Annotated in this window: 16 protein-coding genes; 7 read left to right on the top strand and 9 right to left on the bottom strand. The window is 64.2% G+C overall.

The window, feature by feature from the left end:
* Positions 1-96: 96 nt before the first annotated feature.
* From FJ942_RS15560 to FJ942_RS15550, 3 genes are all read left to right on the top strand, one after another.
* Complete coding sequence (locus FJ942_RS15560; protein ID WP_140656966.1) at positions 97-678, top strand: NAD(P)H-dependent oxidoreductase; 582 nt, start codon at positions 97-99, stop codon at positions 676-678.
* Entirely contained in the window at positions 678-1,265 is a 588-nt protein-coding gene (locus tag FJ942_RS15555; RefSeq protein WP_140516377.1) for an NAD(P)H-dependent oxidoreductase, read from the top strand. The genes FJ942_RS15560 and FJ942_RS15555 overlap by 1 nt, the downstream gene beginning before the upstream one ends.
* 88 nt (positions 1,266-1,353) lie before the next feature.
* Positions 1,354-2,313: an IS5 family transposase gene (locus tag FJ942_RS15550; RefSeq protein WP_140898129.1), complete on the top strand. Its 960-nt coding sequence runs from the start codon at positions 1,354-1,356 to the stop codon at positions 2,311-2,313.
* A 160-nt stretch (positions 2,314-2,473) separates the two neighbouring features.
* Here FJ942_RS15550 and FJ942_RS15545 read toward each other — a convergent pair whose 3' ends face one another.
* From FJ942_RS15545 to FJ942_RS15530, 4 genes are read right to left on the bottom strand one after another with little or no spacing between them, the layout of a single operon-like run.
* Positions 2,474-4,933, bottom strand: a complete 2,460-nt coding sequence (locus tag FJ942_RS15545; RefSeq protein ID WP_140685518.1) for an FAD-dependent oxidoreductase — start codon at positions 4,931-4,933, stop codon at positions 2,474-2,476.
* Entirely contained in the window at positions 4,930-6,111 is a 1,182-nt protein-coding gene (locus FJ942_RS15540) for a pyridoxal phosphate-dependent aminotransferase (RefSeq protein ID WP_140495619.1), read from the bottom strand. The genes FJ942_RS15545 and FJ942_RS15540 overlap by 4 nt, the downstream gene beginning before the upstream one ends.
* Complete coding sequence (locus FJ942_RS15535; RefSeq protein WP_140631067.1) at positions 6,111-8,564, bottom strand: FAD-dependent oxidoreductase; 2,454 nt, start codon at positions 8,562-8,564, stop codon at positions 6,111-6,113. The genes FJ942_RS15540 and FJ942_RS15535 overlap by 1 nt, the downstream gene beginning before the upstream one ends.
* A 30-nt stretch (positions 8,565-8,594) precedes the next feature.
* Positions 8,595-9,137 (bottom strand): XRE family transcriptional regulator, encoded by a 543-nt coding sequence (locus FJ942_RS15530; protein ID WP_181167629.1) that lies wholly within the window; start codon positions 9,135-9,137, stop codon positions 8,595-8,597.
* Between the two features lie 223 nt (positions 9,138-9,360).
* On the opposite strand from FJ942_RS15530, the gene FJ942_RS15525 reads away from it, so the two are divergent.
* Positions 9,361-10,065: a nitroreductase gene (locus tag FJ942_RS15525; RefSeq protein ID WP_140516370.1), complete on the top strand. Its 705-nt coding sequence runs from the start codon at positions 9,361-9,363 to the stop codon at positions 10,063-10,065.
* Positions 10,066-10,089: 24 nt separating this feature from the next.
* Here the strand turns inward: FJ942_RS15525 and FJ942_RS15520 are convergent, their stop codons facing one another.
* The 5 genes from FJ942_RS15520 to FJ942_RS15500 form a co-directional block, all read right to left on the bottom strand.
* Positions 10,090-11,532 carry an MFS transporter gene (locus FJ942_RS15520; RefSeq protein ID WP_140516369.1) on the bottom strand — a complete coding sequence of 481 codons (1,443 nt, stop codon included), beginning with the start codon at positions 11,530-11,532 and terminating at the stop codon, positions 10,090-10,092.
* A gap of 159 nt (positions 11,533-11,691) precedes the next feature.
* Positions 11,692-12,279, bottom strand: a complete 588-nt coding sequence (locus FJ942_RS15515; RefSeq protein ID WP_140564167.1) for a sarcosine oxidase subunit gamma — start codon at positions 12,277-12,279, stop codon at positions 11,692-11,694.
* The gene (locus FJ942_RS15510; protein WP_140898127.1) at positions 12,272-15,265 is read right to left on the bottom strand and encodes a sarcosine oxidase subunit alpha; all 2,994 of its coding nucleotides are present in this window, start codon (positions 15,263-15,265) and stop codon (positions 12,272-12,274) included. Before FJ942_RS15510 ends, FJ942_RS15515 begins: the two co-directional genes overlap by 8 nt.
* Entirely contained in the window at positions 15,262-15,558 is a 297-nt protein-coding gene (locus FJ942_RS15505) for a sarcosine oxidase subunit delta (RefSeq protein ID WP_140579829.1), read from the bottom strand. The genes FJ942_RS15510 and FJ942_RS15505 overlap by 4 nt, the downstream gene beginning before the upstream one ends.
* 54 nt (positions 15,559-15,612) lie before the next feature.
* The gene (locus FJ942_RS15500) at positions 15,613-16,872 is read right to left on the bottom strand and encodes a sarcosine oxidase subunit beta (protein WP_140495627.1); all 1,260 of its coding nucleotides are present in this window, start codon (positions 16,870-16,872) and stop codon (positions 15,613-15,615) included.
* 452 nt (positions 16,873-17,324) lie between these two features.
* On the opposite strand from FJ942_RS15500, the gene FJ942_RS15495 reads away from it, so the two are divergent.
* The 3 genes from FJ942_RS15495 (at position 17,325) to FJ942_RS15485 (ending at position 21,870) form a co-directional block, all read left to right on the top strand.
* Positions 17,325-19,814 (top strand): mechanosensitive ion channel family protein, encoded by a 2,490-nt coding sequence (locus FJ942_RS15495; RefSeq protein WP_140564164.1) that lies wholly within the window; start codon positions 17,325-17,327, stop codon positions 19,812-19,814.
* A 152-nt stretch (positions 19,815-19,966) separates the two neighbouring features.
* Positions 19,967-20,230: a hypothetical protein gene (locus FJ942_RS15490; protein WP_140495629.1), complete on the top strand. Its 264-nt coding sequence runs from the start codon at positions 19,967-19,969 to the stop codon at positions 20,228-20,230.
* Positions 20,231-20,436: 206 nt separating this feature from the next.
* Entirely contained in the window at positions 20,437-21,870 is a 1,434-nt protein-coding gene (locus tag FJ942_RS15485; RefSeq protein ID WP_140898125.1) for a UbiA family prenyltransferase, read from the top strand.
* Position 21,871: the final 1 nt, after the last annotated feature.

The raw sequence follows: 21,871 nt of genomic DNA, 5'->3' as shown, positions 1-21,871 counted from the left end.
CGAAAGCAGGGAGATAATCCGATCTCCCCCCTTGCGGGGGAGATGCCCGGCAGGGCAGAGGGGGGTGCCTCGCGCTGACCCAGGCAATGCTCCGCCATGAACATCCTCGTCGTCCACGCCCATCCGGTCGAAACCAGCTTCAATGCCGGCCTGCACCGGACGATCGTCGAGCGACTGACGGCTGCCGGCCATGCGATTGACGACTGCGACCTCTATGCAGAGGATTTCGATCCGCGGCTCTCTCGCCAGGAGCGGCTGGACTACCACAATCCGCGCGGCTCCGCCGACCCTGCGGCGCCGTATGTCGAACGCCTGCTGCGCGCCGATGCGCTGGTGCTTTCCTATCCGGTCTGGAACTACGGCTTTCCGGCAATCCTGAAAGGGTTCTTCGACCGCGTCTTCCTGCCCGGCGTGTCGTTCAAGCTGGTCGACGGCAAGGCGCAGCCGTCGCTGCACAACATCAGGAAGATCGCGGCGGTCACCACCTATGGCGGCACCCGGTTCCGCGCCATGCTGATGGGGGACCCGCCGCGCAAACTGGTCAAGCGCGTACTGCGCGCCACGGTAAAGCCGGGCGCTTCGGTTTCCTATCTGGCGCATTATTCGATGAACATTTCGAGCGACGAGACGCGCAAGGCGTTCTTGGCCAAGGTCACGGCCAGCATGGACAGATTCTGATGCGCGCGCTGGTGGTTTATTGCCATCCGGTGCCGGAGAGTTTTTGCGCCGCTATCCGCGACACCGCCGTGGAGGTGCTGACGCGAAAGGGCTGGGAGGTGCGGCTGCTCGACCTCTATGCCGAGAAGTTCGATCCGGTGATGAGCTGCGAGGAACGGCGTTTCTACAACAACCAGGCGCCGCAGGACCTTGCGCTGAAGCCGCATTTCGAGCTGCTCAACTGGGCCGAGGCAATCCTCTTCGTCTATCCGACCTGGTGGTACGGGCTGCCGGCGATGCTGAAGGGTTGGCTCGACCGGGTGTGGGCGACGGACGTCGCCTTCAAGCTGCCGGCCGGCAAGGGGCGGATCAAGTCGCTGATGCGGCATGTGACCAAGGTCGGCGTCATCACCACCTGCGGCGCGCCGACATGGTGGAGCGTCGTCGTCGGCCAGCCCGGGCGCAAAACCTTGCTGCGCGGCATGCGCGCGCTGTGCGCCACGCGCTGCCGGACCTTCTTCATGGCGCACTATCTGATGGACGCCTCGACGCCGAAGACGAGGGCCGCGTTTCTGGCGAAGGTGCGGGCGAAGCTGGAGCGGTTTTGAGGGGGCGAACTGCCCTTCTCCCCTTGTGGACTTGTTGCGTAATTCGCTGATTGTGATTCTCTGAGACGGAGGCTCTGAGGGAATCGCGATGGCAGTGAAGCAGACTGGTCAGCTGAGCTTGGCGGAGGCTTTTCTGGGCACCAAGCTTGCGGGTGGTTCTTCGCCGCTTGATCGTTTGTCGGATCTGGTGAAGTGGTATCGCTTCGAGAAGCTACTCAACCCGCTGCGCGATGGCGGACCGGGACGGGCGGCCTGGCCGCCGCTGGTGTTGTTCAAGGCGCTTTTGCTGCAATCGCTCTACGGGCTTTCGGACCGTGAGTTGGAAGAGGCGCTTGGCGACCGGCTGTCGTTCCGGCGCTTTATCGGGCTCGGGCTGGAGGAGAGCATTCCCGATCACACGGTGCTTTCGCGCTTTCGCAATCTGCTTGTCGGCGAAGGGCTGCTCGACAAGTTGTTTAGCGAACTGGACCGGCAGCTGGAGAAGGCTGGCGTTATCCTGAAACGTGGCACGATGTTGGATGCCACGCTGATCAATGCGGTCTCGGCGCCGCCGACGTCCGAGCGGCCGTCGAAGGATGCGGACGCCCGCATCACCGCACGGCAGGGCAAGGGCGGCTTCACCTTCGGCTACAAGGCCCATGTCGGGGTGGATGAGGGCTCCGGCCTGATCCGCACGGTGATCACCACACCGGCCAACGTCAACGACACGGTGGTGGCCGGTGATTTGATCTGCGGCGACGAGACGACGGTGTGGGCGGATGCCGCTTACGACACCCATGCCCGCCGCGCCCGCCTCAAGGCCGAGGGCAAGAAGGCTCGCATTGCACGGCGCCCCAACAAGCATCATCCGCAGTTGCCGCCGCGGCTCAACCATTACAATCGCCTGATCGCAAGACGCCGAGCGGCGGTCGAGACCACTTTTGCCACGCTCAAGAACCGCATGAAGCTGACCAGGATCCGTTATGTCGGACTGGCCAAGGCGACCGCCCAGGTGACGATGGCGGCGATCGCCTTCAACATGCGCCGATGGGCGGCCATCACGGGATAGGTGCGCCCGCAATCCGGCCTCACCAGCCGAACCGCCGCCTTCAACCCTGAACCAGCCGCCAAATCCCGAGAAACCGGCGGAAGGTCGCGAGACGTCAATCGCCGCCAACTCCCACTCACAAACTGCGCAACAGGCCCAAAAGGGGAGAAGGGAAACCGCGCTACGTCTTCACCCGTTCCGATTTCGGATCATACATCGGCTTCAGCGATGCCTCTGCCGCAAACCGCTCGCCGGCGATCTCGATCTCATAGGACGAGGCCAGCACATCCGCCTCGGTCTCGCCCTGGCAGGGCACATAGCCCAGCCCGATCGCGCCGCCGAGATGGTGGCCGTAATTGCCTGAGGTGATCGGACCGACGATCTTGCCGTCGCGCAGGATCGCCTCGTTGTGGAAGAGCAGCGGTTGCGGGTCCTTCAGCCGGAACTGGACCAGCCGGCGGCTCAATCCGGCTTCCTTCTTCTTCAACACCGCGTCGCGGCCGATGAAATCGCCCTTGGCCGTCTTCACCGCGAAGCCGAGGCCGGCTTCCAGCACATTGTCTTCGTCGGTGATGTCGTGACCGAAATGGCGGAAAGCCTTTTCGATACGGCAGGAGTCGAGCGCATGCAGCCCGCACAGCTTGAGGCCGACATCGGCGCCGGCCGCTTCGATGGCTTCAAAGACGTGGGCCGCCTGGTCGGTCGAGACATAGAGCTCCCAGCCGAGTTCGCCGACATAGGTGACACGGTGGGCGCGGGCGAGGCCCATGCCGATCTCGATCTCCTGGAACGTGCCGAATGGGTTGTTCTCGTTGGAGAAGTCGTTGGGGCTGACCTTCTGGATCAGTTTTCGCGCATCCGGGCCCATCAGGCAGAGTACGCTTTCGGCAGCGGTTACATCGGTGATGACGACGAACTCATCTGTCAGGTGCTTGCGCAGCCAGGCGAGGTCGCGCTGCAGCGCGGCGCCGGGCACGACGAGGAAATAGGCGGTGTCCGACAGGCGCGACACTGTGAGATCGCTCTCGATGCCGCCGCGCCGGTTGAGCATCTGCGTGTAGACGATCTTGCCCGGCGCTACGTCCATGTCATTGGCGCAGAGTTTTTGCAGGAAGGCGCAGGCGTCGCGGCCTTCGACGCGGATCTTGCCGAACGAGGTCATGTCGAACAGGCCGACCTTGTTGCGGACGGCGAGGTGCTCCTCGCGCTGGTTGTCGAACCAGTTCTGCCGCTTCCAGGAATAGCGGTACTCGCGCTCCTGTCCCTCGCGCGCGAACCAGTTGGCGCGCTCCCAGCCGGCGACCTCGCCGAACACGGCGCCGCGCGCCTTCAGATGCTCATGCAGGGGTGAACGGCGCACGCCGCGCGACGTCGCCATCTGGCGATAGGGGAAATGGTCGGCATAGAGCAGGCCGAGCGTTTCGGAGACGCGCTCCTTGAGGTAACGGCGGTTCTTCTGGAAAGGCTGGGCGCGGCGGATGTCGACTTCCCACAGGTCGAACGGTGCCTCGCCGTCGTTGATCCACTGTGCCAGCGCCATGCCGGCGCCGCCTGACGAGACGATGCCGATCGAATTGTAGCCGGTCGCCATCCAGTAGCCACGCAGTTCCGGCGCCTCGCCGAGATAGTAGCGGTCGTCGGGCGTAAAACTCTCGGGGCCGTTGAAGAAGGTGTGGATGCCGGCGGTCGCCAGCATCGGCATGCGGTTTACGCCCATTTCCAGGATCGGCTCGAAATGGTCCATGTCCTCGGGCAGTTGATCGAAGCAGAAGTCCTCGCGGATGCCGTCCATGCCCCAGGGCTTGGCCACCGGCTCGAAGGCGCCGAGCATCATCTTGCCGGCGTCTTCCTTGTAATAGGCGCACTCGTCGGGCACGCGCAGCACCGGCAGGCGGCTCAGCCCCGGGATCGGCTCGGTGACGAGGTAAAAATGCTCGCAGGCGTGCAGCGGGATGGTGACGCCGTTCTGGGCGCCCAGTTCGCGCGCCCACATGCCGGCGCAGTTGACGACGATGTCGGCCTCGATCGTGCCTTGCTCTTCGCCCTGCGCCCAGGACACGCCGGTGACGCGGCCCGCCTTGGTGTGGACCTTGGTGACCTTCACATTCTCCACGATGGTGGCGCCGCGTTGGCGCGCGCCCTTCGCCAGCGCCATGGCGATGTTGGCGGGGTCGCACTGGCCATCAAGCGGCAGATGCACGGCGCCGACGACGTCGGACACGTTGAGATGCGGGTACATCTCCTTGACTTCCCTGGGCGAAATCTCGCGCACGTCGACATCGAAGGCGCGGGCGAGTGACGCCTGACGGTAGATCTCGTGCTTGCGCTCCTCGGTCAGCGCGACGGTGATCGAGCCGACTTGGCGCATGCCGGTGCCGACCTCGGTCTCGGCTTCCAGCTTGACGTAGAGGTCGGCCGAATATTTCGCCAGCCGCGTCATGTTCTGCGAGCCGCGCAACTGGCCGATCAGGCCGGCGGCATGCCATGTGGTGCCCGAGGTCAGCTGCTTGCGCTCCAGAAGGACGATGTCGGTCCAGCCGAGCTTGGCCAGGTGATAGGCGACCGAGCAGCCGGAAACGCCGCCGCCGATGATGACGGCTCTTGCCTTGGCGGGAATGGTTCTGGGGGAGGGGATATTCATGCGGCCTCGCGGCGGTAGCTGGAGACAAAGCGGCGCAGCCGGAGCGCTGCTTCCCGCAAGACGGGTTCCGGCTGGCACAGGCTGACGCGGATATGGCCGGCCGCGGCCTCGCCGAAACTGGAGCCGGGCATGACGCCGACCTTCTCCTTGTCGAGGAAGGCGAAGGCGAATTTCTCGTCGTCGGATTCGACGGCCGATATGTCGAGCATGACATACATGCCGCCTTCGGAGCCGCGCACGCCGACATCGTTCATGCCGCGCACGGCGTCGAGCAGGACGGCGCGTCGCGCCGCATAGCGTTCGGCGATTTCCTTCACGCCATAACCCTTCTCCAGCGCCTCGGTGCAAGCGATCGAGATGAAGGCCGGGAGGCCGTAGGTCGTCACCAGATTGAGGTTGGTCAGCAGCGAGATCATCTCGCTGGGGCCGGTCAGCCAGCCCATGCGCCAACCGGTCATGCCATGGCTCTTGGACATGGAATTGATGACCAGCGTGCGCTCAGCCATGCCGGGCAGGGAACGCGGCGAGATGTGCTCGCCACCGCCGAGCGTCCAGTAGACTTCGTCGGACAGCAGCCACAAATCGTGCTCGCGGCAGACCTCGGCCAGCTGTTCCAACCGTTCGCGCGAATAGACGGCTCCGGTCGGGTTGTTCGGCGTGTTGATCAGGATGGCGCGCGTATTCGGCCGAAGTGCCGCCCGGATCATGTCGGCGCGGGGCTGGAAACCGTCCTCGGCCGGCGTCTCGACAACCGTGAAGGTCGCGCCCGCGGCGCTGAAGGTGTTGGGGTAGGTCGCGTAGTATGGCGCGACCACGATGGCGTGGTCGCCCGGATCGAGCACGGCCTGCACGGCGGCGTAGAGCGCCGCCTGGCCGCCCGGCGTGGCGATGACCTGGTCCGGCGTCGTCCCGACGCCCGTGCAGGCGACCGAGGCCGCCGCCATCGCCTTGCGCAGGCGCGGCAGGCCGGGCAAAGGGGTATAGTGGTGATTGCTGCCGCGAACCGCGGTCACGCAAGCCTCGATCGTTTCGGAAGGTGTGTCGAAATCGTGATCGCCGACCGACAGCATGATGATGTCCTCGCCGGCTTCCTTGCGGGCCCATGCGGCGAAGTGGACTTCCCAGCCATCCTTGCCCGACGGCACGATGCCTGAAATGCGCGATGATGGTTTTGGCATCAGGCTCTCAACCTTTCGTTCTTCGGATCCCACAAGGGCTCATCGTTCTGCACGACCGCCTTGAAACGGTCGCCGAAGATCTCGATCTCCACGGCGGTGCCGGGCTCCGCCAGATCGGCACGCAGCATGCCGAGCGCGATCGACTTGCCGACGCGATGGCCCCAGCCGCCCGACGTCGTCTCGCCGACGATCTGGCCGTCATGCCACAGCGTCGACATGTAGGGGGCGTCGCAATCGCCGGGGTTTTCGACCACCAGCGTGACGAAGCGCTTCTTGACGCCCTGCTGCTTCTCGTTCTGGAGCGCCGCCTTGCCGCGGAACTCGGGCTTGTCCCATTTGACGAACCGCTCGAGCCCGCCTTGCAGGATCGAGTAGTCGGTCGAGAGGTCGCCTTTCCAGGTGCGATAGCCCTTTTCAAGCCGCAACGAATCCAGCGCGTACATGCCGAATGGTTTCAGGCCGTGCGGCTGTCCCGCCGCGCAGATGGTGTCGAAAACGGCGGCGGTGTCGTCGACCCTGGTGTGGATTTCCCAGCCGAGTTCGCCGGCGAAGGAGACGCGGACCAGCTTCGCCCAGCGCCCGGCGATCTTGGTTTCCTGATGCGTGAGCCAGGGCAAGGTCAGGTCGGCCTCACAGACGGCGGCGAGGATTTCCCGCGACTTGGGTCCGGCCAGGATCTGGGTGGAGAATTCCTCGGTCCGGTCGATCAGCTTGAAAGTCGCATCGACGGGCATGTGCGATTTCAGCCATTCGAAATCATGCCATTGCGCCACCGCCGCGGTGATCAGCGTCATGGATTCCTCGCCGTGGCGCACCACCGACATTTCGGTGACGATGCGGCCCTTGTCGTCGGAGAAATAGACGAGACCGATGCGGCCGGGCTTCGGCACAAGGCCGGTCACTTGCCGGCTAAGCCATTCGGCGGCGCCCGGACCTTCGAGGTTGAAGCGCGAAAAACCCGGCAGGTCGAGGATGCCGGCGGCGTCGCGGACGGCCAGGCATTCCTCGCGCACGCGGTGCTGCCACGGCCCGTCGCGACGGAAGGTGAGCGTTGCTTCCTCCGAGACGTCGTCGCCATCCTGCGCATACCAGGTGGCGCGCTCCCAGCCATTATAGGCGTCGAAGCGCGCGCCGAACGCCTTCATGCGATCATGGATCGGCGACAATTTCCTGTCGCGTCCCGCCGGCCAGGCATGGCGCGGAAACTGGATGGCGTATTCGTTGCCGTAGATCTCCATGCCTTTGGCAACGCAGTAATCCGGAGCCGAAGCGAAGGACGTGAAGCGGCGCGGGTCGCAAGACCACATGTCCCATTCGGTCTGGCCTTGCGTGACCCATTCGGCCAACACCTTGCCTGCACCGCCGCCTTGCGCGATGCCGAAGGTGAAGACGCAGGCCTCGAACGCATTGGGGACGCCCGGCATCGGCCCGATCAGCGGATTGCCGTCCGGCGCATAGGGGATCGGGCCGTTGATGACCTTGGACAGGCCGGCGGTACCCAGGATCGGCACGCGGGCGACGGCGTCTGCCAGATAGTGTTCCAGCCGGTCGAGATCGTCGGGGAAAAGCTGGAAGGAAAAATCCTCCGGCATCGGGTCGTTGTGACCAGCCCAATGCGCGCGGCAATTGCGCTCATAGGGACCGAGATTCATGCCGTTCTTTTCCTGGCGCAGATAATAGGAGGTATCGACGTCGCGCAGCAGCGGCAACTTTCTGCCCTGTTCCTTCGACCATGCCGCGAGTTCGGGGATCTCCTCGAACAGGATATACTGATGGCTCATCACCATCATCGGCACCTCGCGGCCGAACATTTTTCCGACTTCGGCGGCACGGTAGCCGGCGGCGTTGACGACGATCTCGCAGCGGATCTCGCCTTGCGGCGTCACGACCACCCATTCGTCCCTTTCGCGGCGCACGCCTGTCACCGGGCAGAAGCGTATGATCCGGGCACCCATGTCGCGCGCGCCCTTGGCCAGCGCCTGGGTCAGCTGCGCCGGATCTATGTCGCCGTCGCTCGGGTCGTAGAGGGCGCCTTCCAGCTCATGCGTCTCGATGAAGGGATAGCGGCGCTTGATCTCGTCCGTGCCGACGATATCGATGTCCATGCCCTGGTAGCGGCCCATGCCCTTGGCGCGCTGGAACTCCTGCATGCGCTCTTGCGTGTGGGCAAGCCGCAGGGAGCCGGTGACATGGTAGTTCATGGGATAGTCGACGGCCTCGGCCAGCCCGCGATAGAGCTCGGTCGAATAGCGCTGCATGTTCATCAGCGACCAGGACGAGGAGAAGGTCGGCACGTTACCGGCGGCATGCCAGGTCGAGCCGGAGGTGAGTTCATTCTTTTCCAGGAGAACGCAGTCGGTCCAGCCCGCCTTGGCGAGATGGTAGAGCGAGGAGGCGCCGACGACACCGCCTCCGATGATCACCACGCGTGCCGTGCTCGGCAAACCGGCCATGTTCTTCTCCAACCCTTGGTCCAATTTCATTCAATAAACTGGCGGCGAAACCACCCAGATGACGACCGCCGGCTCCATTCCCGGATTGCGCCAGCGGAATGGCTTGCCCTCGAAGCGAAAGGAATCGCCTTCGCCGAGCCGATGCCATGTCCCCGATATTTCGATGTCGAACGTCCCCGACACGACATATCCAGCCTCTTCGGTCGGCCGGCGCGCCTCGCTCTTGAGCTCGGCGCCCGGCGCGAAGACGGAACGCAGCATCTCGAAGCTACCGCCGAGATCGGGCGACAGAAGCTCCTCCATGAGGCCGGATTCGCTTGTGCCAAGGGTGCGGCGGCTGCCGGCCCGCACGACCGCGCCGCGCTCGCTTTCGACAGGCACGTCGTGGCCGAAGAACAGGCTGACCGGCACGCCGAACAGTTCGCCGAAAGCCCGGAGATCACTGAGCGACGGTGTCGACAGGCCGCGTTCGACCTGGCTGACCCAGCCGACCGACCGGCCGAGTTTCAGGGCGATCTCGGCGAGCGTCAACCCTCGCGCCTTGCGCAGCGCCCTGATGTCGCTGGCCAGCAATCGCTCGTAATTTCCCTGCAATGCTTTCGCTGTAGTTGGAGGCAAATCGCGCTCTCGTGAAAAAATCCCATCAAATTTCATGAGATGCCGGAGCGGTGAAAAAATCAAGCGGATTTTCACGGGTGCACAAGATTTGCTTGCGCGATTTTGGCGGTTCATGCAAAGGCTCGGCCGCGAGCGGCGAGTGGGGACGTCCGATCGGGACACAGGGTAAGGACGGCCCATGCTTGGAAAGAAGGCTCGAATCACGGTTGATGCCGAGATCGTCGACGACGCGATCGTATCGCGCCGGTCGGTGCGCGCTTTTCTGCCCGACATGGTCGACGACAACACGATCCGCGACATACTGGCGGTCGCGGCACGCGCCCCTTCCGGCACCAATATGCAGCCATGGCGGGTCTATGTCACCAAGGGTGACACCAAGCAGCGGATATCGGATGCCATCCTGAATTCCGGCATCCGTGCTGAAAAGGCCGATTGGGACGAATATCGCTATTATCCCACGCAGTTCTTCGAACCCTACCTGACCCGCCGCCGCGCCAACGGTTTCGGGCTCTACGGCGCGCTCGGCATCGGTCGCCGCGAGGTCGACAAGATGCGTGCCCAGCACGACCGCAACTTCGTCTTCTTCGACGCGCCGGTCGGCATGATCTTCACCATCGACCGCCGGCTTAACCAGGGTTCCTGGATCGACTACGGCATGTTCCTGCAGAACATCATGGTTGCCGCGCGGGGCAGGGGCTTGCACACCTGTCCGCAGGCGGCGTTCGCGCCCTATCACCGGCAGATCAGGCCGGTGCTCGGCATTCCCGACGAGGAGATCGTCGTCTGCGGCATGGCGCTCGGTTATGAAGATACGTCGAAGCCCGAAAACGCCTTCCGAACCGACCGCGTGCCGCTGGAGGAATGGGTGACGTTCAGCGAGTAGGCCGCTGCTGCGCTGCGACATCCGCTATTCCGTGTTCATCTGGGCGCCATGGCCGCTGACATGGGCGCCATCCTGCGGCGTCAGCTTGAGATAGGCTGATAGCGCGCACAGCGTGATGACACCCTCGATCACGAACAGTATCCGGAAGTCATTGGCGACGGCCGGGCCGCCGCCGGCCAGAAACGATAGTGCCGCGGCGGCCAGGCCGACGCTGATCGCCACCGCCAGTTGCCACAATATGTAATAGAGCGCGCTGAAGCGGGCGAGCTGATCGGGCGCGATGTCGGAATAGGCAAGGTTGCCGGTCGACGCCCATTGCGCGGAACGGAAGACGCCGAAGATGAAGATGTAGGCAAGCACGATCCACACCGGTGTGGTCGCCTGCATCAGGGCAAAGCCCGCAACCATGGCCGCGACGACGGGCGTGTTGAAAACCAGCACGCGGCGGAAACCGAAGCGGTTGAGCAGGCGAGGCATGAAGACACGCATGACCACCGACCCGACCGCGGCGACGAAGGTCAGCGATCCCGCCTGTACCGCGCTCATGCCGAAGCCGAGCTGGAACATCAGCGGCAGCAGGAAGACGACGGAGCTGAGGCCGATCGTGTCCAGACCGCCGCCGGTGAGGAAGGAGATGCGGAAGGTGCGGATGCGCAGGAGCTTGAGGTCGAGCAAGGGATTGCGCACGCGCAGGCAATAGAACGAGGCGACCGTCAGGATGACCAGCGCCAGGGCAAGCTCGGCCGCGATCACGCCGGCGGCCGCATCTTTCGCCGCCAGCGAATCCATGCCGAAGACAAGCAGGACCATGCCGCTGCCGACCAGCAGGAAGCCCGGGAAATCGAACGGTGTGCGCACGGGTTTGGTCACCGTCGGAAACAGCGAGGCGGCAAGGACAGCCGCGGCCAGCGCGAAGGGCACGTTGATGAAGAAGATCCAGCGCCAGGAAATGTAAGTGGTCAGCGCGCCGCCGACGAGCGGACCGACGAGCGGGCCGGACTGGCCGGCCAGCGAGATATACATGTTGATCTTCAGCGTCCGGCTTCGAGGGAAGGTCGACAGGATGACGACCTGACCGAGCGTGCCCATCAGCGCGCCGCCGAAGCCCTGCAGCGCGCGGGCGCCGACCAGCGTCCAGATGTTGTCGGACAGGCCGCACAGCGCCGACGAGGCGGCGAATACCAGCAGCGCAAAGCAGTAGACGTTGCGCAGGCCGAAGCGGTCGGCAGCCCAACCGCCGAGCGGCATCGAGATGATCAGGCTGGCGACGTAGACCGTGATCAGCAGGCCAAGCTGGCTCGGTGGACGGCCAAGGCTTTCGCTGATGCCGGGCAGCGCCGTCACCACGACATTCTGGTCGAGACTGGTCATGAACACGCCGCAGGCGACCGTCAGCGGCAGCAGGAGCAGGGCTCTGGCTGGCACATCGGCGCGATCGGTGACGCCGGCGGATATTTCTGCGGTCATGGAGATATTCGAACCAAACGGATGCGCGGATTCTGGAGACGGGTTTTGTTACCCTTCGGACCGGCTTGACGGCCATATCACGCCATTATGGCGGCCGCCGGCGCATTGCTGTAGCGTCAGAGCCGGCCGGCCTTGATGCCAGAATCCCTCGAGGCGCGCCTACTGGACCTCGTAGCCGACTTCCTCGCTGGCGTGACACAGCGCCTTCCAGAAGGAGCGCGCGAAAGAGCGGAAGACGTAGATGTCGAACTGGTCGCCGCCGGTGCGTTGGATCTGGGCGAAGACATCGTGATGGGTGGTCGAGCGGCCGGCGCCGAGCGGGAAGGCAGGCAGCGCGAAATCGATGGCGAAGAACTTCGCCAGCACCCATTCGGCCTTCGGTCCGGCGATGCGGATCGCGCTGCGGCCATGCGAAAGATCGGTCACCGTGCCGATGGCGGGGGTCACCACGCCCGCGAAAGCCGCGGCCAGCCCCTCGGCTTCGTCGGCTACGGTGAACTTTCCCGGTGCGAAACCGAATGCCGATTTGGCGCCATTGGTGGCGCCACCGCCGGCACCGTCGGGCAGCGCAAGCCCGGTGACGGCGCGGATGCATGATATCAGTTTCTTCTCTTCGCCCGGCCAGGCGGCGAGCTGCACGATCGAGCCCGGTCTCGTCTCGGTCAGGATGACCTCGACACCATGTTCGAAATTGCCGTGCGAGCCGACATGGAATTCCGGTTCCAGCGGTGAAAGGCGCTCAACCATGCATGCGGCTCCCGTCCGGATCGTAGAAGTGGTTGGAAACGATCTCGACCGGTCCGAACCGGTTGCGCAGCGGATCGGAGACATGGGCGCGCGAGCCGTGCCTGGCCTTGCCGCCTTTGACCAGCGCCAGCGCGATGTGCTTGCCGAGCGCCGGCGAATAGCAGCATGCCGTGATGTGGCCGATGGAGCCGTGCGGGTTGGACTCGTCAAGCTCCTCGACGATATGCGCGCCGCCGTTGAGCGGCCTGTTGTCGAGCGCGACCAGGCCGACAAGTTCCAGCCGGTCGGGCGAGATGAGGCCCTCGCGGTCCATCATCGCCGAGCCGATAAACGGTTTCTTTTTCGACAGCATCCAGTCGAGATGCAGGTCGCGCGCCGTGGTGCGGCCGTCGATCTCGGCGCCCGTCACATGGCCTTTCTCGATGCGCATCGTGCCCAGCGCTTCCAGTCCGTAGGTTGCCAGGCCGAACGGCTTGCCGGCCTCGACAAGCGTTTCCCAGACATGGGTGCCATGGTCGGCGCCGCAATAGACCTCGAACGCCATTTCGCCGGAGAAGGACAGCCGGCAGATCATCACCGGCACGCCAGCGATCTGGCCATGCACGATGCCCATGAACGGCAGCGCCGCATTGTCGACAGCGGTGCCGGCGACGCAGCCGGCCAGGATCTGCCTGGCTTTCGGCCCGCCGATCGCAGCGCCCGCCCACTGGTCGGTCACGGAGGTGACATGAACCTTGAGCTCCGGCCAGACCACATCGAGAAAATATTCCAGATGCTGCATCACCTTGCCGGCATTGGCCGTGGTGGTGGTCATCAGGAAATCCCGTTCGCCGAGCCGCCATGTGGTGCCGTCGTCGAAGGCCAGCCCGTCCTCGCGCAGCATCAGTCCGTAGCGCGCCTTGCCCACGGCCAACGTGGAAAACATGTTGGTGTAGACACGGTCGAGGAATTCGGCCGCGTCCGGACCCTGCACCGCGATCTTGCCGAGCGTCGAGACATCGACGATGCCGGCGCTTTCGCGCGTTGCCCTGGCCTCGCGTACATAGGCCTGCTCGATCGTCTCGCCGGCAAGGCCGTAGATCATCGGCCGGTACCACAGGCCGGCGGAATACATGGTCGCGCCATTGGCCAGGTGCCAGTCATGCATCGGCGTCAGCCGTTCGGGCTTGAGGTCGCCGAAGCGCTCCGCTGCCAGTGATCCGATCGAAACCGGTGCAAAGGGCGCCCGGAAGCGTGTCGTGCCGACTTCCGGGATCGGCTTGCCGAGCGCCTCGGCCATGATGGCCAGGCCGGGGACGTTGGAATTCTTGCCCTGGTCAGTGGCCATGCCGAGCGTGGTGTAGCGTTTCAGATGCTCGACCGAGACGAAGCCTTCGCGGTGCGCCAGCCGCACGTCCTCCGACGTCACGTCGTGCTGGAAGTCGACGAAGCTCTTGCCGCTGGCCCTGATCTCGAACACCGGCGCCGGATCGGGATCGCAAGCTACGGCTTCGACCGAGGGCAGTGCGGCCGGCGTGGCTTGCGCGCCTGCCGCGGCAAGGCCCGCGGCGCGGCCCTCGGTCATCGCTTCGGCGGTGGAAAAGCTGCCGGTGAAGGCGCCGGCGCCAATCCAGTTCTGCGTCGGCTTCGGCGGCAGGAAGGCTTGTCGGGCGGCATTCCACTCCGCCTTGGCGCCGGCTTGGCTGGCCAGATGGATGGTTGGCGACCAGCCGCCCGACATCAAGAGGCAGTCGGCATGGATGCTGCGGGCGTCGCCGGTGAGCGTGCCGTTGGCCATGTCGAAGCGCTGCAGCTTGACGCCGGAGAGCGCCTTGCCGCCTTCAGTGGCGATGACGGCATGGCCGGGAAAGGTCTTGGCTTCGGTTTCCTCGGCCAGCTCGCGCATTTCGCCGGAAAGCTCGGGGCGGACATCGACAATCGCGGCAATCCTTGCGCCGGCCTTCTTCAGCGCCAGGGCGCAGCGATAGGCGCTGTCATTGTTGGTGAACAGCGCGACCGTCTGCCCCGCCAGCACACCGAATTCGTTGGCGTAGCGTTCCGCGGCATGGGCCAGCATGACGCCCGGGCGGTCATTGCCCGGGAATACAAGCGGCCGTTCGAAGGCGCCGGTGGCCAGCACAACCGACCGTGCGCGGATCGCCCAATAGCGATGGCGCGGTTCGCCCTTGCCGGGTGTCTCCTTGTGATCGGTGACCCGTTCAAGGGCGGCAAGCGTATTGCTGTCGTAGTAGCCCCAGACCGTGGTGCGCGGCAGAAGCCGGACATTGTCATAACCTTCGAGCTGGGCCACGGTTCGCCTAGCCCAGTCGGCCGCCGGCAAGTCATCAATCGTCCCGTTCGACCAGTTGGCCGAGCCGCCGAAACGCGGATCGAGTTCGGCAAGAATGACGCGCGCGCCCTGGTCAGCAGCAGCCTTGGCGGCCGTCAGCCCGGCAGGGCCGGAGCCGACCACCAGCACGTCGCAAAAGGCGTTCATGCGCTCATAGCGCGCCGGGTCGGCCGCAGAACCGGCACGGCCGAGGCCGGCGGCGCGGCGGATGAAATGCTCGCAGAACATCCAGAAGCGCGTGCCCTTCAGCGGCCCGATCACCGGACCCATGAAGGTCTTGTAGTAGAAGCCGGCCGACAGGAGCTTGCCGCCGAGCTGGTTGACGGCGCTGACGTCCCAGGCCAGCGACGGAAAACGGTTCTGGCTGACGGCGACCAACCCGTCATGAAGCTCGACCATTGTCGCCGCGATGTTGGGCTCGCGGACCTCGCCCTTCAGCACCGTCACCAGCGCGTTCGGCTCTTCCACGCCTGCTGTCAGGAGGCCGCGCGGGCGGTGGTATTTGAACGAGCGCCCGTAAAGCGTGACGCCGTTGGCCAGCAGTGCCGAAGCCAGCGTATCGCCGGCATGGCCGGTGTAGGACGCGCCATCAAAGGTGAAGCGGATGGTCTTCAGCCGGTCGATGTGGCCCCCGGTTTCGGTGCGGCGCGGGCTCACGATCTGCCCTCCGCCTTGCGCCGCGCGACCGAGCCGTGGTCACCGCGTGCGAAGGCGACGCTGGAAATCTCATGCGTCAGCGTGTTGCGCACGACCCTGAGATGCGCGCGGCAGCCGCCGGAATGCTGCCAGATCTCGTTGTGGTCTCCGGCCGGGTTCAGCCGGTCATAGACATAGGCGTTCCAGGCTTCGAAGTTCTGCGAGGCGGGGTCGGGACGCTCGCGGTTGCCGTCACCCTGGTAGGTGAACTCGATGACGTCGCGCGGGCCGCAATAGGGACAAGTGATCAACATCGGATATTCCTGGTGCAGCCTTGCTCGGTGAAGCCTTGCTTGGAGAGATATTGTTCAGTGCAGTCTGGGATTGGCGCCCTGGCCTTTGTCGTCGATCACCAGGCCGCGATGGAAGCGGTCGAGCGTGAAGGGGGCGTTGAGGTCATGCGGCTCGTCCTTGGCGATGGTCCAGGCAAAGCACCAGCCGGAGGCGGGCGTCGCCTTGAAGCCGCCATAGCACCAGCCGCAGTTGAGATACATGCCGGGCAGGGGCCCGGTGGTGATGATGGGCGAGCCGTCCATCGACATGTCGCAGACGCCGCCCCAGGAGCGCAGCATGCGCACGCGGGCAAGCCCCGGGAACAGCGCCAGCATCTCGCTCATCACCTCGTCGACGATGGGCAGGTTGCCGCGCTGGGCGTAGCTGTTGTAGCCGTCGATGTCGCCGCCGTAGACGAGGCCGCCCTTGTCCGATTGCGACATGTAGAAATGGCCCATGCCGAACGTGACGACCGTATCGATGAAGGGCTTCAGCGATTCGGTGACGAAGGCCTGCAGCACATGGCTCTCGATCGGCATCGTCTCGATGCCGGCAAGCTGCATCACCCGGCCGGTGCTGCCGGCCACCGCGACCGCCACCTTCTTGGCGCGGATGTCGCCGCGTGATGTGGTGACGCCGGTGATGCGGTCGCCGTCGCGCAGGAAGCCGGTGACCTCGCAATTCTCGATGATGTCGACGCCGCGCCGGTCGGCGCCGCGCGCATAGCCCCAGGCCACGGCGTCGTGGCGGGCGGTGCCGGCGCGCCGCTGCATCAGGCCGCCGACCACGGGGAAGCGTGCATCACTGGAAATATCGAGCGCGGGGATCAGGCGCTTGATTTGCGCCGGCGTCATCAGTTCGGCGTCGACACCGAGATGGCGCATGGCGTTGCCGCGCCGTGCATAGTCGTCGAACTGGGCCGGCGTGTGCGCCAGGTTCAGGCAGCCGCGCTGCGAGAACATGACGTTGTAGTTGAGATCGTGCGACAGGTTCTCCCACAGCTTCATCGAATGCTCGTAGAAGCGGGTGTTGGCGGGCAGCAGATAGTTGGAGCGCACGGCGGTGGTGTTGCGGCCGACATTGCCGGAGCCGAGCCAGCCTTTTTCCAGCACCGCGACATTGGTGATGCCGTGTTCCTTGGCGAGATAATAGGCGGTCGACAACCCGTGCCCGCCGCCACCGATGATGATGACGTCGTAGGATGCCTTCGGGTCCGGCTTGCGCCAGGCCGGCTTCCAGTCCTTGTTTCCCTTGAGCGCGTTCGCGAGCAGCGAAAGGGCCGAGTACTCTGCCATGGATATGATGTCCGTTTCGGGCGATGCGGCAGACTATAGAGCAGGCCGCACGCGCAAAGCCAATATTGCGCCATCGCCTTTCGACTGGCCGACGCTCCGGCCACCGTCAGATCAGCGCAGGTGCGGTCGGATCAGGCGACGAGTCCGGGTGACGGGGTCCTTCGCCGGCGCGCTGTTGATGGAGCATTGAACGAAAAAACCCGCCTGTGCGGCGGGTCGTTGGCGCAACTCAGCACCATGACTGAATATCTACCATAGCTGCCTTCACCCAGTCAAGAAAAAATTCCTATCATAAAGCTGCCGGCACAACGGGACTGGCGGTCGTCAGGTCTTTGTTGCCCCGAGTTCGGAGCCCTGGCGGTCGGATGCGACGGCTTGCCCCATGATATGGCCGTCTTTATCAAGGACAGGCAAATTCAATTGCCATTGCCGCCTTGAGTCGCCAACAAATCATGTTTTTCAAATTGCTTCGTCTCGTCTTGATGTTCGCGCTTGTCGTTTCGGCGCCGCTTTCGTTCGATGCGTCGGCGCAAGGGCTTGGCCAGGCGCCTGCCGGACTGGTCGCCGACCAGCAGAAAATCCTTCAGGACCTGACGACCAAGACCGATAATTTCGACAAGAAGATCCAGCAGGACGGCGACGACGACGCCACTCTCGTCGATATCCGCCTGCAACTCGAGGAACTGTCGCGGCAATCGCTGAACAGCGCGCTGGCCTTCCGCACCCGCCTTAGCGAGATCAACAGCCGGCTCGAGCAGCTTGGCCCGGCACCCGCCGCAGGCCAGCCGCCGGAACCCGACATCGTCAGCACCGAGCGCCAGGCGCTGGTCTCCGAAAAGGCCGAGATCAACGCGGTCATCGCGCAGGCGCAGACGCTGTCGATCCGCATCAGCGGGATGATCGACAAGATCGGCAACATGCGCAGCGCGCTTTTCCGCAATCTCCTGACCAAGCGCTATGTGCTGTCGGATGCGCTGAGCCCACAGGTCTTTTCCGACGCCCGCGACGAGTTCGGCAATTTCTACAAGGCGGTCTCGTCCTGGCTGAGCTTCGCCTTCAGGTTCAAGTTCCAGGCCATTCTGGCGGCAACCTTCGTGGCGCTCGGGCTGGCCTTGGTGCTTCTGGTCGGCGGCAGGCGGTTGTTTGGACGGGTGTTCGAAGCCGATCCGTCCAATGAGGACCCGTCCTATCTCAGCCGCCTGTCGGTGGCCTTCTGGTCGACATTGCTGCCGACGCTGGCAGTCGGCGCCTTTCTTGGGTCGACGATTTTCTTTTTCAACTATTACAACGTTTTGCGCGGCGACATTGGCCTTTTCCTCAACGCGCTGGCGACGGTCATCGGGGTGGTGTTCTGCGTCAATCGGCTGGCCAATGCGGCGCTCGAGCCGAGGCTGCCGAACTGGCGCCTGATCCCGGTCGAATCCGGCCCGGCGCGCTGGCTGGTGCGCCTGACTACCGCCATGGCCGTGGTCATCAGCGTCAACACCTTCCTGTCCGTCATCAACGACAAGATGGGATCGCCGCTGTCGCTGACGATCGCGCGCAGTTTCGTGGCCACCATCGTCGTCGGCATCATCCTGATCCTGATGGCGATGCTGCGGCCGTTCAAGGCCCGTGACGGCAGCTGGCGGCCTTGGCCGGCATGGCTGCGCTACCTGGCGCTGGCTCTGGGGCTCTTCACCATCATAGCCGCCTTGCTTGGCTATATCGGCCTTGCGCTGTTCGTGTCGCTGCAGGTGGTGGTCACCGGCACGGCGCTCGTCACCGCTTATATCGGCTTCCTGTCGGCACAGGCGATCGGCGACGAGGGCGCCTTCGCCAATACGTCGGTCGGGCGCTGGCTGTCGGTCAATTCCAGCTACGAGGACACCGCGCTCGACCAGCTCGGCCTTGTCGTCAGCGTGGCCATCAACGTGATGATCGTGCTGGTCTTCCTGCCGCTGATCCTGTTGATGTGGGGCTTCCAACCGGGCGACATCCAGGCCTGGGCGTACAAACTGGCGACCGGGATTAATATCGGTTCGGTGACGATTTCGGTCACCGGCATCCTGTCGGGCATCGTCGTCTTCATCATCGGCTATTTCCTGACGCGCTGGTTCCAGGGCTGGCTCGACGGTTCGGTGATGGCGCGCGGCAAGGTCGACACGGGGGTGCGCAACTCGATCCGGCTGGCCGTCGGCTATGCCGGCGTGGCACTTGCGGCACTGATCGGCATCTCGGCGGCGGGCATCGACCTGTCCAGCCTGGCGCTGGTCGCCGGCGCGCTTTCCCTCGGCATCGGCTTTGGCCTTCAGAACGTGGTGTCGAACTTCGTCTCGGGCCTGATCCTGCTGGCCGAGCGGCCGTTCAAGGTCGGCGACTGGATCGTCGCCGGCGACATCAGCGGCACCGTCAAGAAGATCAGCGTGCGCGCCACCGAGATCGAGACCTTCCAGCGGCAGTCGGTGATCCTGCCCAATTCGAACCTGATCAACAACGCCGTCGGCAATTGGACGCACCGCAACAAACTCGGCCGCATCGACATCAAGGTCGGCGTCGCCTATGGCAGCGACGTCAAGCAGGTGCACGCAGTGCTGCTCGAGATCGCCCGCGGTCATCCGCTGGTGCTGAAGAACCCCGAACCGTTCGTGCTGTTTTCCAATTTCGGGCCTGCCGCGCTGGAATTCGAGATCCGCCTGTTCCTGGCGGATGTGATGAACGGCAATATCGTGCAGAACGACATCCGCTTCACCGTGCTGGAAACATTCAGCGATCAGCATATCGAGATACCCTCGACGCCACGCGCGGTCGTCGAGCCCAAGCATGTCAAGGCCTGGCCGACCGACGACGACAAGATCGAGGCCGACTTCGCCGAACAGGAACGAGCAAAGGCGGAAGCCGCGGCCGAGGCCAAACGTCTCTCCAGATCAGGACGCAAGGCGAAGAAGCCTGATCCGGATTAGATCGGCGGTCGTAAGGTTCAGGCCATCAAACCAATTGCGGCATGAATGCGGCATTCAGTTGCGGTTCAGCTTCCATCTCATATAAGCTCCCATGCAAAGGCGAGAATGCCTTGCGAAATGCAACAGAGGCGGTGGGAACACCGATATTGCACATGTGGAAGTCTCTCGTCGCTGCCGTCGCCTTGCTCGCCGTGAGCGGGTCGGCCCATTCCGCCAGCGCGGTCAACAAGGACGCCGAGACCCGCACGCTGATCGTGACGGAAGGCGGCAGCAAGACCGACCTGGCGCTGGCCGCCGGCGAAACCGTGGAATTCTGCCCGAATGGCTGCTTCGTCACCTTGCCCAATGGCGATCTCGAAGCCCTGACCGGCTCGGAAACGGTCGAGATCTCGGGCGGCATCGCCCGCATCAAGTAATTTTTGTCCACATCTCTTGAGAGGCCGGACATTTGCCCGGCCTTTTATTGTTTCCGGTAGCGGTTGTTTAACAATGACACGGGAAATACCGCGGTGACAGCCGCCCACAACCCGGCGTTTTAACGTTCGTTACGCCGTCTCCCCGCTATACGTCTTGTGAAGACGCCGACAAACGGCGCGACGGGTTCGAGGCAGGGCAGGACGACATGGACGCGCGGTCCGACGGAAACGCAATACCGCTTGCGGTCGATCTCGACGGCACGCTGATCGCGACCGACCTGCTATGGGAAGGACTGTTCATCCTTCTCAAGAAGAACCCGCTCTACATTTTCCTCGTGCCTTTCTGGGCCGCCGCCGGGCCGGCCCGGCTGAAGCAGGCCATCGCCCAGCGCGTCGATATCGATCCCGCGTCGCTGCCTTACCGCGCGCCATTGCTCGACCGCATACGGGCCGAGCATGCCGAAGGCCGCAAGATCGTGCTGGCGACAGGCACGCCGCGCAAATTCGCCGACGCCATCGCTCGCCACCTCGGTGTCTTCGACCGGGTGCTGGCGACGGACGGGGTCGACAATCTGACTTCCGGCAAGAAGCGTGCCTCGCTTGTTGCGGCCTATGGCGATGGCGGCTTCGATTATGCCGGCAACAGCCGCCATGATCTCAAGGTTTTCGATGCGGCACGCAGCGCGATCGTGGTGGCGCCGGATCGCCACGCCGCGCGCTGGCAGGCTGCGCATGGCGCCGAAACCATGTCGGCGCCGAAACCGACATTGCGGACCATCGTCAAAATGCTGCGCGTGCATCAGTGGCTGAAGAATTCGCTGATCGCGGTGCCGATGGTGCTGTCGCACGAATATTTCAACGCCGGCATGATCTGGGAGTGCGTGCTGGCGTTCATCTCGTTCAGCGCGGTGGCGTCGGCCATCTATATCCTCAACGACTTCTTCGACCTGGCGCTTGACCGCAAGCATGCCACCAAGCGTAACAGGCCATTCGCCAGCGGCGCGCTCTCTATCCCGTTCGGGATCGGCGCGATCGCGGTGCTGCTGGCGATCGGCATCGGCACAGGGCTGTTTCTGTCGCCCGAATTCCTCGCCGTGCTCGGCGGCTACATGGCTGTCACCACGGCTTATTCGCTGTCATTCAAGCGCATGCTGCTGGTCGACGTGCTGACGCTGGCCGGCCTCTACACGATCCGCGTTCTGGCGGGCGCGGCCGCGACCGGCGTCGAGGTCTCGTTCTGGCTGCTCGCCTTCTCGATCTTCTTCTTCCTGTCGCTGGCGCTGGTGAAGCGCTTCGTCGAATTGCGCACCACGGCCATTCCACCCGGCGAGCGCATTGCCGGGCGCGGATATCGCACCGAGGACCAGGAGATCGTCGCTCAGGCCGGCATGGCTTCGGCCTTCTCCTCGGCACTGGTGCTGGCGCTCTACATGGATAGTGTTGCAGTGCGTGAGCTCTACCCGCATCCCTGGCTGATCTGGCCGCTGCCGCCGATCGTGCTTTATCTCACCATGCGGGTCTGGATCCTGGCGCGTCGCGATGAGATGCATGACGATCCGGTCGTGTTCATCATCCGCGACTGGCGCAGCCAGATCGTGGTGCTGATCGGCGCCGTGCTGCTGGTGATCGGGGGCTGGTAGA

The organism is Mesorhizobium sp. B2-4-2 (genome assembly GCF_006442845.1).
GTDB lineage: Bacteria > Pseudomonadota > Alphaproteobacteria > Rhizobiales > Rhizobiaceae > Mesorhizobium.
This window is presented reverse-complemented; position numbering and strand designations above follow the sequence as displayed.